Source organism: Acinetobacter sp. ACNIH1 (assembly GCF_002934695.1).
GTDB lineage: Bacteria > Pseudomonadota > Gammaproteobacteria > Pseudomonadales > Moraxellaceae > Acinetobacter > Acinetobacter variabilis.
In genome coordinates this window covers 841,608-853,438 of the sequence record NZ_CP026420.1, presented here as the reverse complement: position 1 = coordinate 853,438, position 11,831 = coordinate 841,608, and the positions used below count along the sequence as shown (strand labels likewise).

Below are 11,831 nucleotides of genomic sequence, written 5' to 3'. Positions count from 1 at the left end.
CTTAAATGACCAAGAAAACAGCATCATTCTGGTAGAGTTTAAAGGGACTGCAAAGACTCCGGTATTTCTTATAAACTTTCTTTCTCCTTCTAGAATAAAACCCGATCATCTCATGCCTCCCTTTCAGCCACGTATAACGCCTTCTGATGCCACTCCTCTGAGTGAGTTTCAGCGTGGTGTGAAAGACTGCATACCTTTATTATTGGGTGTAATTCCTCTGGCACTGGTCTTGGGTGCAACAGCAGCACAAAAAGATTTTAGCCTGCTTGAGTTTCCCTTGCTGACCGGGCTGAACTTTGCGGGTGGTTCCGAGTTTGCAGTTTTAGAAGCTTGGACTGATTCACCGCATCTTCTTACCTTGATCTTTATTACTTTTCTCATTAACAGCCGCTATATTCTGCTCGGTGCCAGTCTGGTGCCTTATTTAAGACATCATCCAAATCGAAAAGTCTTTCCGGCATTATTCTTTATGGTCGATGAAAGCTGGGCCTTAAGCCTGACAGATGCACAGCTTCGACTGGCATAGTTTGGATATCAACATGCTTTTAGTCTGCCTTATTATGCCGGGCTATGTATTGTTCTTTATCTGGCTTGGGTCGGCTTTACCACTTTAGGTGCTTTGGTTGGGCCGGTGTTAAGAGATATTCACTATTTTGGTTTTGATATGGCTTTCCCAGCCATTATGCTGATCTTACTGAAAGGTATGTGGAAAGGTTTTACTGAAGCCAGACCTTGGCTAATCAGTTTAATTTTTGCTGCTCTGACTTATAGCTATCTGCCAGGCAACTGGTATGTGCTGATTGGTGCGCTTGCTGGCATTGCCGCTGCCTTCTGGCTAATTCAGGAGAATGAAGCATGATCCAGATGAGCACTTTTATCGCAATCTTATTGGTGGCGCTAACGACTTACTGCACCCGGATACTTGGCTATGTCCTACTCAAAAATAAAACTTTGAGCAAACGTCAGCGTAAAATTCTGGAAGTGATTCCAGGCTGTGTACTGATTTCGATGATCGCCCCATATTTTTTACGAGATGATCCGGCTGATCTGGTAGCCATAATGGTGACACTATTCGTTGCATCACGCTTTGGCATGCTGCCGACCATTTTGATTAGCATGGCCTCGGCAGCTATTTTAAGAACCTTACTGGTTTAAATCCTTTATATAAGGCTAAACCAGCATGAAAAGGTCTTATGACTTTGGTTCTATTACTTTAGCGAGCAGATTTACCAGTTCTGCATTTTGCAGCTCAACTTTTTGCAGTTTAGCCGTAGTCTGATCCAGTACTTCCTGCTGAACATGCATTTTTTTCGCCAGATCCTGCATAATTTCCAAGGTCTTTTTTAAATTTTCTTCCAGATACGCCACTTTTTCCTCAACTGGCACGCCTTCCACACTTTGTGAACTCTCATTATTATTAAATTGCAGCCAGATCAAAAAAATCACAGCCAAGGTCAGTAATATTATAAATCCCCAGATCAACATCATGTGCTTGCTCTTATTCCATTTAATTATCTTTATCTTAACGAAAAAATATCCAGATCACAGAAATATTCGGCATAAATCCAGAGCTTTTCGATCAATTACGTTCAAGTTCTTATTCATTTTCTTCTAATTTTTTAATCTTGCATAAAAAAGCACCCCATTTGGGATGCTTTCAAAATAGCTTAATCTGTATAAAAGGATTCACAGAGATCCAGCAAACGGTTGGCATAACCCCATTCATTATCATACCAGGCAAATACTTTGGCCTGATGCCCCACTACCAAGGTTTGGGTCAGATCCACAATCAATGAATAAGGCGAATGATTAAAGTCTGAAGATACTAGAGGCTCATCTGTCACAGACATGATTTCAGCAAAATCCTGACGTGCAGCGTTCATTAATACTTCATTCAACTGATGATCAGTAATGGGTGACTGGGAGATAAAGGTTAAATCAATGGCCGCTACATTAATGGTTGGCACGCGAATCGAATAACCATCAATCCGGTTTTCCATCTTCGGCATTACGCGTTTTAAAGCACCCAAAGCCGAAGATGTGGTTGGAATAATATTTTGCCCAGAAGCTCGGGCACGTCTTAAATCACGATGGGCATGATCCAGTACTGACTGATCCGCTGTCACTGCGTGAATTTCAGTCATCAGTGCAGTCTCAATACCAAAGGCATCATCAATGATTTTGACTAGAGGTACCAATGCTTGCGTAGTACAAGAGACACTGGAAATAATCTGGTCACTTTCTTTGACATCACGATGGTTGACGCCATAGACAATTGCGGCATCCACTGTATCAAACGGTGCAGCACCGATAATGACCCGTTTTGCCCCGGCAGTAATATGCTGAGTCGCAGCCTCACGCGAACGGAACAGGCCGGTACATTCCAATACCACATCAATATTCAGTTCATGCCATGGCCTTTCCACCGGATTCGCCTGTCTTAACACCTGAACTTTCTGATAGGCATCGCGATAAGTGACATGCAGGTAGGCATACTCATCTTCATAAGTCAGATCAACCTGCCCCGGGAAACGACCATGAGTAGAATCATATTTAAATAGATGCAATAAGGTTTCAACGTCGGCAACGTCATTAATGGCAACGATGTCAAAATTAAAATCTTTCGGATTTTCAAACCATGCACGCAACACATTGCGTCCGATTCGTCCAAAACCATTAATTGCGATACGTTGCATCGACATTCCCTACTGCGGCATAAAACTTTGTGCGCCTATATTAATGGAATTATCCAGCTGACTGATAACTATTCAGCTAAATCCACTAAAAATTACACAGAATGTCCAATATTTCATCGAAAAATTCATACTTTACTTGAAGCAATCCAGTCTTTCTATCAGCGAGAATTAAGATAAATTGCTGTAATGACAATAGCTTTTGATTTTGCAGGGCATTTTTCTGATTTTTCCAATATTCATTCCTTATAGTTTTATGATCTATAAATATGAAAATCATTGGTTGAACAGGCATTTTCCGTTATAATTTGGCGTTTTTAAATATTTAAGCCCCGCATTGCAGCAGAGAACCAACCTTCTTGTCAGACTGTGATGTTTTTAGCCAAATCGGAAATTATGGAGTGACTTGGTTGTGAGTACTCGTTTTATGACATCAGCTGAAATTCGCGAAGCTTTTTTAAGCTACTTTGAATCGCAAGGGCATACACGTGTCGCGTCGAGTTCTCTGGTTCCTGCCAACGACCCAACATTATTGTTTACCAATGCTGGTATGAACCAGTTTAAAGACTGCTTCCTGGGTCTGGAAAAACGTGACTACGTTCGTGCAACATCTTCACAAAAATGTGTACGTGCAGGTGGTAAACACAACGACTTAGATAACGTTGGCTATACAGCTCGTCACCACACATTCTTTGAAATGCTGGGCAACTTCTCGTTTGGTGATTACTTCAAACGTGATGCAATTAAATTTGCCTGGGAATTCCTGACCGGCGACAAATGGCTGGCTCTGCCTAAAGACAAATTGTACGTAACTGTGTATCACACTGATGACGAAGCGTTTGATATCTGGAATAAAGAAGTTGGTCTAGATGCCAGCCGCATTATCCGCATTGGTGATAACAAAGGCGAGAAATATGCTTCTGATAACTTCTGGGCAATGGGTGACACTGGTCCTTGTGGTCCATGTTCTGAAATCTTCTATGACCACGGTGATCATATCTGGGGTGGCCTGCCTGGTACGCCTGAAGAAGATGGCGACCGTTTCATTGAAATCTGGAACAACGTCTTCATGCAGTTCAACCGAACTGCAGATGGCGTACTGCACCCTCTTCCAGCACCTTCTGTTGATACAGGTATGGGCCTTGAGCGTATTTCTGCGGTTCTACAACACGTCAATTCTAACTATGAAATCGACCTGTTTCAAAATCTATTGAAAGCTGCTGCTGAAATCATCGGTCTAGATACTTCAGACATTGAAGCGAAAGCACAAGCTGAAAACAAACCGGTTGAATACCCTGCTTCACTTAAAGTGGTTGCTGACCATGCACGTTCATGCTGCTTCCTGATTGCGGATGGCGTGAACCCTTCAAATGAAGGTCGTGGTTATGTACTGCGCCGTATTATCCGTCGTGCAGTTCGTCATGGTAACAAACTGGGTGCGACTGGTTCATTCTTCCACAAAATGCTTCAGCCTTTAATTGATGTGATGGGCGCAGCTTATCCTGAACTTGAAGCAAACAAAGCACGTATCGAAGCCGCTTTGCTGAAAGAAGAAGAACAGTTTGCTAAAACACTTGAGCAAGGTCTGAAATTGCTTGAAGGCGAATTGTCAAATCTGAAAGGTTCAGTGATTCCAGGTGAAATCGTATTCAAACTTTATGATACTTATGGCTTCCCAACTGATCTTACAGCAGATATCGCACGTGAACGTGATTTAACCATTGACGAAGCGGGCTTTGAAAAAGAAATGGCGGCTCAACGTCAACGTGCACGTGATGCAGGTAAATTCGCAATCGACTATAACAGCGTTGTTAAAGTTGAAGGCGAAACTCAGTTTGAAGGTTATGACGCAACAGCAGGCGAAGGTCGAATCATCGCGATCTACAAAGATGGCGAGCAAGTTGACGAAGTGGTTGAAGGCGACGAAGCACTGATTGTTCTGAACCAAACTCCTTTCTATGCAGAAAGCGGTGGTCAGATCGGTGATACAGGGCTCTTCAAAAACGATACTGGTATTTTCGAAGTTCAAGATACCAAAAAATCTGGTGGTGCATTCGTTCACCAAGGTATCGTGACTATGGGTAACCTTAAAGTTACTCAAAACGTTGAAGCAACGGTTAAAGCCGAGATTCGTGCTGCAACTGCTCGTAACCACTCTGCAACTCACTTGCTCCACGCTGCCCTACGTCAAATCCTGGGTTCACACGTACAGCAAAAAGGTTCATTGGTTGCTTCTGACGTATTACGTTTCGACTTTGCCAATGATCAGCCTGTAACTTTTGAACAGCTGCAAGAAATTGAACGTCTGGTAAATGCTGAAGTAATTGCCAATACGCCTGTTACGACTGAACTGCTCGACATCGAATCTGCGAAAGCCAAAGGTGCGATGATGCTGTTCGGTGAGAAATACGGTGAAGAAGTTCGCGTATTGTCTATGGGTTCAGTGATTGACGAGAAAAACTTCTCGATCGAATTGTGTGGCGGTATTCACGTTAAACGTACAGGTGACATCGGTCTGTTTAAAATCACGTCTGAAGGTGGTGTCGCAGCAGGTGTACGTCGTATTGAAGCCGTAACCGGTACTAAAGCGGTTGAAGCCGTACAGAAAGTCGATCGTGATGTTCAATATATCAATGGTTTGTTAAAAGCACAGAACCATCAAACAGTCGAAAAAGTTGAAGCTGTGGTGGACACTGCGCATCAATTGCAAAAACAGATCGAACAACTGAATCAAAAATTAGCAAGCCTACAAGCCGGTGAACTTTTAAGTCAGGTTCAAGAGCTTGCTGGTCGTAAAACACTAATCACGACTGTTCAGGGTATGGATGCGAAAGCATTGCGTAATCTGCACGACGGTGTGAAATCAAAATTAGAAAATGCAGTCATTGTTCTTGCAGGTGTAGAGGGTGACAAGGTGAGCTTGATTGCATCTGTGGCGAAAGACTTTACTGCTTCTATTAAAGCGGGTGACATCATCAAACACTTGGCTGCAGAGCTAGGTGGTAAAGGTGGTGGTAAACCTGACTTGGCACAAGGTGGCGCGCCACTTAACGAGAAGTTTGCTCCAGTGATGGCTGATTTAGCAGCTTGGCTTGAAGCAAAATAAAAACTTCATTTTGTGTAACTGACCCTGATCGGAAAATCAGGGTCATGGTTTATATGGAACAACTATGGCATTAATCGTTCAAAAATATGGCGGTACCTCAATGGGTACTCCCGAGCGCATTCTCAATGTTGCTCGTCGTGTGAAGCGCTGGCATGACCATGGCCACAAGGTGGTTGTAGTCGTATCTGCTATGAGTGGTGAAACCAACCGCTTGCTTGCTCTCGCGAAAGCCATTACCGAAACCCCTGACCCACGTGAACTTGACCAAATGGTTTCTACGGGTGAACAGGTAACGATTTCCATGTTAGCTATGGCGCTGAATTCAATTGGCGTTGAAGCTAAATCTTTAACTGGTCGCCAGGTTGGTATTAAAACTGACAGCGCATTCACCAAAGCACGTATCGAATCTATTGATACTGATGTATTGACTGAAAACCTAGATGCAGGCCGCGTGATTGTGGTTGCAGGTTTCCAGGGCTTTGATGCTGATGGCAATACCACAACTTTAGGTCGTGGTGGTTCTGATACCTCAGGTGTTGCCCTTGCTGCAGCGCTAAAAGCGGATGAATGTCAGATTTACACAGATGTTGATGGCGTATATACGACTGACCCTCGTGTTGCTCCTAAAGCGAAAAAAGTAGACCGTATCTCTTTCGAAGAAATGCTGGAAATGGCATCTTTAGGTTCTAAAGTTCTTCAAATTCGCTCTGTAGAATTTGCAGGCAAGTACCAAGTGCCTTTACGCGTACTCTCAAGCTTCGATAATGACACTGATGGCGCATTTGACGAAGACTTCAAAAACAACGTCGGAACTCTTATTACTACTGAACTGGAAGACAACATGGAACAGCCAATTATCTCTGGTATCGCGTTCAACCGCGACGAAGCTAAACTGACTATTCTGGGTGTTCCAGATGAGCCAGGTATTGCATCTAAAATTCTTAAACCAATTGGTGATGCCAATATCGAAGTGGATATGATTATCCAGAACGTTGAAGAAGATGGTACAACTGATTTCACGTTTACTGTAAACCGCGGTGAACTTGCTAAAGCCAAAAAAATCCTTGAAGAGACAGCTCAAGCGATTGGCGCACGTGAAGTTGCAACTCGTGATGACATCGTAAAAGTGTCTATCGTCGGTGTAGGTATGCGCTCTCACGCAGGTGTAGCAAGCAAAATGTTCACTGCTCTTGCTGATGAAGGTATCAACATCCTGATGATCTCTACTTCTGAAATCAAGATTTCTGTGATTATCGAAGAGAATTATCTTGAGCTTGCAGTTCGCTCACTTCACACTGCGTTCGGTTTAGACCGTGAACATGGTGAATCTAGCGCACGCGCTTAAGAGAACTACAAAATACCGTTATTGTCTGACAGTATTTCATTAAATCTCTACAAAAATGCAGGGCCACTATAGTTTTTTTTATAGTGGCTCTGTTATATTAAGCCTAAGGATTTTCAACAGTCTGGATAGTTAACCTCTTCATTTCATGGATAGGACTTTCTATTCAAACTTTAATTATATAATTTTAGGTTGTGTTTTTTTATTACATTCAATAGATTGCAGGTTTTGCATTTTGCAAGGAGAGAAACATGCTGATTTTGACTCGACGCGTCGGGGAAACTTTAATGATCGGAGACCAAGTCAGCGTGACTGTACTTGGCGTAAAAGGCAACCAGGTTCGTATTGGGGTAAATGCTCCGAAAGAAGTCTCTGTACACCGTGAAGAGATTTACCAGCGTATCCAGCATGAACGTGCAATGCATGAACATCTTCAGCATATTGACCAGGATTATCAACCTTCTTCTTATGAAGATGATAACCAGACACAAAATAACTTTAACCGTTAATTTTGTATGAATATAAAAGCGGCTTTTAAGCCGCTTTTAATTTGCCTAATTTTCAACTGCATAGCAAAATAATCAAACTTTATCCCGCCTGCTGCTGATCAAGCAACGCTGCCAGCACTTTTTTCACTGGTCCAAAACTACGACGATGTTCATCAATCACCCCGTGTAAGGCAATCGCTTCAAAATGTGCTTTGGTCGGATAGCCCTTATGCTTGGCAAAGCCAAATTGCGGATATTTTTGATCCATCTCCACCATCTGGCGATCACGGGTCACTTTAGCCAGAATACTGGCTGCTGAAATCTCAGGATGCAAGGCATCCCCACCTACGACCGCATCACAACTCATCGCAAGGCCCTGAGGAATCTTGTTGCCATCGACCAGTACATGTTCCGGCTGAATGCTTAATGCTTCCACAGCGCGGCGCATTGCCAGTAAAGAGGCCTGCAAAATATTATGCTCGTCGATTTCTGCTGCAGAGGCCTCAGCAATCGCCCAAGCCAATGCTTTTTCCTGAATCTCAATAAAAAGTTTTTCGCGCTTCTTCTCGCTTAGCTTCTTGGAATCATTTAAACCCTCAATCGGGTTATTCGGATCCAATATCACAGCCGCAGCGACCACCGATCCTACTAATGGCCCACGCCCTGCTTCATCTACACCAGCAATATTCATTTTATTTCCCATAAAAAATAGGCTGAACCAGTCAGCCTATTCAAATTTGATTTTGACTTAGTTTACAGCTTCAGCCACACAAGCGTTAATAGTATTTGCAACGACATTGCCTACAATAGTCGCACGTGCTGCTGGGTCAATTGCTGCAGTTGCCAAATCCACCGCAGTCACGTTTTGTGGTGCTTTTTCACTCACACAACCACAGATTTCAGACTGGATATTCTGTTTTTGTGTTTCTGTCATTAAACGTGTTGCAGTTTGCCAAGCCGGAATATTATTCAGTTCAGTGACACATTTTGCATTGATGGCAATTTTAATGGCTGCAGAACCGAGTTGCTGACCTGTACTTGCTTGAGTTGTGGTGCTGGCACCTTGTGGTGCTACACATGCAGAAAGAACAAGTGTTAATGGTACAACAACAGCCAATAATTTTTTCACGGATTTTATCCTTTTTTCAGCTTTTAAAATATGCGCTATTGTGCCGAAGTTTATCGCAATAAGAAATCTAAAAATGAGTCATGATGTTTAATCTGCGCGCAGCCAGACTCATAGCCATCACAGGAAAGAAGACTCACTATTAATCTAAAGGTAAAGTCTGGATAATCCAGCACCCAAAAATCCTTAATTGATAAACTCACCCATACAGCCTTTTAAGCTATTGGCAATTGCTTTACGGGTCAGCTCTTTTTTAGTTTCTTCATCAATGGTTGCTTTTAACAGGGTTTTGGCCGGCACACCTTCCAAAGCATGCTCACCCACACAGCCACACACTTTTTGCTGTAAATGCTGTTTATTGGCTTCAGCCATGAAATAAGTACCCATTTTCCAGACTTTGGAATCTTTCAGCTCTTGGCCACACTGATACTCAATCACAGGTTTCAGGGCTTTCTGAGTCATTGAGGTATCTGCACAAGCAGGATTGATTAAGCTAACAGCAAGAACAGGCCACAGGAATTTTAATTTCATCTTTGGTTCACAAATCAAATTATAAAAGGCAGAGCGAACTCTACCCTCTTTGGGCTAACAAATTTACTGGAATGATATTTTAAACAAGTGCCTGAATCAGGCTGATCCATTTCTGTTTTTCAGTATCAGAAATAAATGAAGCTTCAAAAGAATTAATTGCGAGCTGTTTAAGTTCTTCGTTGCTTAGATCTAAAGCTTCAGCAATGGCAATGAAATTGTCATTCATATAACCACCAAAATACGAAGGATCATCTGAATTCACTGTCACATGCACACCCTGCTGCAACAGGCGACGGATATTATGCTGCTGCATATCATCCACAACACACAGCTTTAGGTTTGAAAGTGGACATACTGTGAGCGGCATCTTCTCTGCAATCAAACGCTGCATCAATTCTGGATCTTCCTCAGAACGTACGCCATGGTCAATACGGTTAACTTTTAATAAATCCAAAGCTTCCCAGACATATTCTGCCGGACCTTCTTCACCCGCATGTGCGACTACCAGAAAACCGGCTTCACGTGCTTTAGCGAAAACACATTCAAACTTAGACGGTGGATGGCCGACTTCACTTGAATCCAGCCCCACTCCAATGATCCGATCTTTATAAGGCAGCGCTTGTTCTAATGTTTCAAATGCTGCTTCTTCACTAAGATGACGCAGGAAACACATGATCAGATGTGAAGTAATGCCTAACTTAGCTTTCGCATCATCACAGGCTTTCTGCAAGCCATTAATTACGGTTTCAAAGGCAATGCCACGATCGGTATGCGTCTGCGGATCAAAGAACATTTCAGTATGCACGACATTATCATCCGCACATTTTTCAAAATATGCCCAAGCCAGATCATAAAAGTCCTGTTCATGAATCAGAACATTGGCACCCGCGTAGTAGATATCCAGGAAAGATTGCAGATTATGGAAATTATAAGCCTGCTTCACTTCCTCAACTGATTTATAAGGAATGCTAATTTCATTACGCTGTGCAATCGCAAACATTAACTCAGGTTCAAAGGTACCTTCGATATGCACATGCAGCTCAGCCTTTGGCAAAGCCTGAATCAATTCAAGACGGTTCATCGCTACTCCTGATTAAACCTGAGAAAAATAAAAAAGGGTGCAAACTGAGTTTACACCCTTTTGATATTCGACAAAAATTAGCCGCCAAACATCCAGAACTTCAATGCCCATAGTACTGCGATGATCCATACCATGTATGGAACAGTTTTCGCTTTACCTGTCAGCAGTTTAATCAGCGCATAGCTGATAAAACCCATTGCGATACCATCTGCAATTGAATACGTAAATGGCATGAATACAATGGTCAGGAACGCCGGAACCGCTTCAGTAATATCATCCCATTCAATATGGACAATACCCTGAATCATCAATACACCGACAAATAGCAATGCTGGTGCAGTTGCAAAGCCTGGTACAGATTGAGCCAATGGAGCCAGGAACAGGCAGGCAATGAACAGCAAGCCAACCACAACTGCAGTCAGACCGGTACGACCACCTGCTGCAACACCCGCTGATGACTCAATATAAGGTGTAGTTGAAGAAGTACCCAAAGCGGCACCTGCAACAATCGCAGAAGAATCGGCAAATAATGCTTTTTTCAGACGCGGCAATTTACCATCTTTTAACAAACCTGCACGATGTGAAACACCTACTAGCGTACCAGTAGAGTCAAACAGATCGACCAAGAAGAATACGAAGATCACACCGATCAGGCTAGCTGTAAACAGACCTTGAAAGTCCATCTGCAAGAAGGTTGGTGCCAGTGAAGGAATTTGACCCACTACACCCTGGAACTGGTTATAACCTAAAGCAGTAGAAATCGCAGTGATTACCAAAATACTGATAATGATCGCACCACGTACTTTGAAGTGATGCATTACCACCACTAACAGGAAGCCAAGTAGCGCAAGCATAACAGTTGGCTGTTTCAAATCACCCAGACCCACCAGGGTCGCTTGATTATCAACAATGATGCCAGCATTTTTCAGTGCTACCAGAGCCAGGAACAGGCCAATACCACCACCAATCGCCAGTTTGAGAGACATTGGAATGGCATTGACAATCGCCTCACGTATTTTGAACATACTAATGGCAATGAAAACCAAACCTGATACAAATACTGCACCTAATGCAGTTTGCCAAGGCACACCCATTCCCAGACAGACTGAATAGGTAAAGAAGGCATTCAGCCCCATACCCGGCGCAAGTGCAATTGGATAATTGGCAATTAGCCCCATTACCAGACAGCCAATTGCGGCTGCAAGACAGGTGGCTACAAAGACAGCCCCATGATCCATCCCGGTTTCGGATAAAATCATCGGATTAACAATAATGATGTAACACATTGTCAAGAACGTGGTTACACCTGCCACAACTTCTGTACGGAAACTGGTTTTGTTTTCACTCAGTTTGAACAGACGTTCCAGCATATTTTCTGAAGATGGATTAGGAGTCGTCATGACCTAGCCCCTATTGAGTAAACTTTATGCTTTAAGCATGCCGCCGAATCCAGGAAATTTTATA

Annotated in this window: 11 protein-coding genes and 1 pseudogene; 5 read left to right on the top strand and 7 right to left on the bottom strand. The window is 43.0% G+C overall.

Going from position 1 to position 11,831, the window contains the following annotated elements:
• Positions 1-112 precede the first annotated feature (112 nt).
• Positions 113-859, top strand: a pseudogene (locus C3F22_RS04295) (AzlC family ABC transporter permease).
• Positions 856-1,155: an AzlD family protein gene (locus C3F22_RS04290; protein ID WP_004784194.1), complete on the top strand. Its 300-nt coding sequence runs from the start codon at positions 856-858 to the stop codon at positions 1,153-1,155. Before C3F22_RS04295 ends, C3F22_RS04290 begins: the two are co-directional and overlap by 4 nt.
• 36 nt (positions 1,156-1,191) lie before the next feature.
• Here the strand turns inward: C3F22_RS04290 and C3F22_RS04285 are convergent, their stop codons facing one another.
• Together C3F22_RS04285 and C3F22_RS04280 are read right to left on the bottom strand one after the other, a co-directional pair.
• Complete coding sequence (locus tag C3F22_RS04285; protein ID WP_004784195.1) at positions 1,192-1,488, bottom strand: hypothetical protein; 297 nt, start codon at positions 1,486-1,488, stop codon at positions 1,192-1,194.
• A gap of 179 nt (positions 1,489-1,667) precedes the next feature.
• Positions 1,668-2,696: a type I glyceraldehyde-3-phosphate dehydrogenase gene (locus C3F22_RS04280; RefSeq protein ID WP_004784196.1), complete on the bottom strand. Its 1,029-nt coding sequence runs from the start codon at positions 2,694-2,696 to the stop codon at positions 1,668-1,670.
• Between the two features lie 409 nt (positions 2,697-3,105).
• Between C3F22_RS04280 and alaS the strand changes: the two genes are divergently transcribed.
• The 3 genes from alaS to csrA all read left to right on the top strand — a co-directional run bounded on the left by alaS (position 3,106) and on the right by csrA (position 7,650).
• Positions 3,106-5,799, top strand: coding sequence for an alanine--tRNA ligase (gene alaS / locus C3F22_RS04270; protein WP_171064812.1), 2,694 nt, complete (start codon positions 3,106-3,108; stop codon positions 5,797-5,799).
• Positions 5,800-5,863: 64 nt separating this feature from the next.
• Positions 5,864-7,144 carry an aspartate kinase gene (locus C3F22_RS04265; RefSeq protein ID WP_004784201.1) on the top strand — a complete coding sequence of 427 codons (1,281 nt, stop codon included), beginning with the start codon at positions 5,864-5,866 and terminating at the stop codon, positions 7,142-7,144.
• A 248-nt stretch (positions 7,145-7,392) separates the two neighbouring features.
• Positions 7,393-7,650 (top strand): carbon storage regulator CsrA, encoded by a 258-nt coding sequence (gene csrA / locus C3F22_RS04260; protein WP_004784202.1) that lies wholly within the window; start codon positions 7,393-7,395, stop codon positions 7,648-7,650.
• 79 nt (positions 7,651-7,729) lie between these two features.
• Here csrA and rnhB read toward each other — a convergent pair whose 3' ends face one another.
• From rnhB to C3F22_RS04235, 5 genes are all read right to left on the bottom strand, one after another.
• Positions 7,730-8,320, bottom strand: a complete 591-nt coding sequence (rnhB, locus tag C3F22_RS04255; RefSeq protein WP_004784204.1) for a ribonuclease HII — start codon at positions 8,318-8,320, stop codon at positions 7,730-7,732.
• A 57-nt stretch (positions 8,321-8,377) separates the two neighbouring features.
• Complete coding sequence (locus C3F22_RS04250) at positions 8,378-8,758, bottom strand: hypothetical protein (RefSeq protein WP_004784206.1); 381 nt, start codon at positions 8,756-8,758, stop codon at positions 8,378-8,380.
• A 183-nt stretch (positions 8,759-8,941) separates the two neighbouring features.
• Positions 8,942-9,286, bottom strand: a complete 345-nt coding sequence (locus tag C3F22_RS04245) for a hypothetical protein (protein ID WP_004784208.1) — start codon at positions 9,284-9,286, stop codon at positions 8,942-8,944.
• 79 nt (positions 9,287-9,365) lie between these two features.
• Positions 9,366-10,367, bottom strand: coding sequence for an adenosine deaminase (locus tag C3F22_RS04240; protein WP_004784210.1), 1,002 nt, complete (start codon positions 10,365-10,367; stop codon positions 9,366-9,368).
• Positions 10,368-10,444: 77 nt separating this feature from the next.
• Positions 10,445-11,767 carry an NCS2 family permease gene (locus C3F22_RS04235; RefSeq protein WP_004784213.1) on the bottom strand — a complete coding sequence of 441 codons (1,323 nt, stop codon included), beginning with the start codon at positions 11,765-11,767 and terminating at the stop codon, positions 10,445-10,447.
• Positions 11,768-11,831 lie beyond the last annotated feature (64 nt).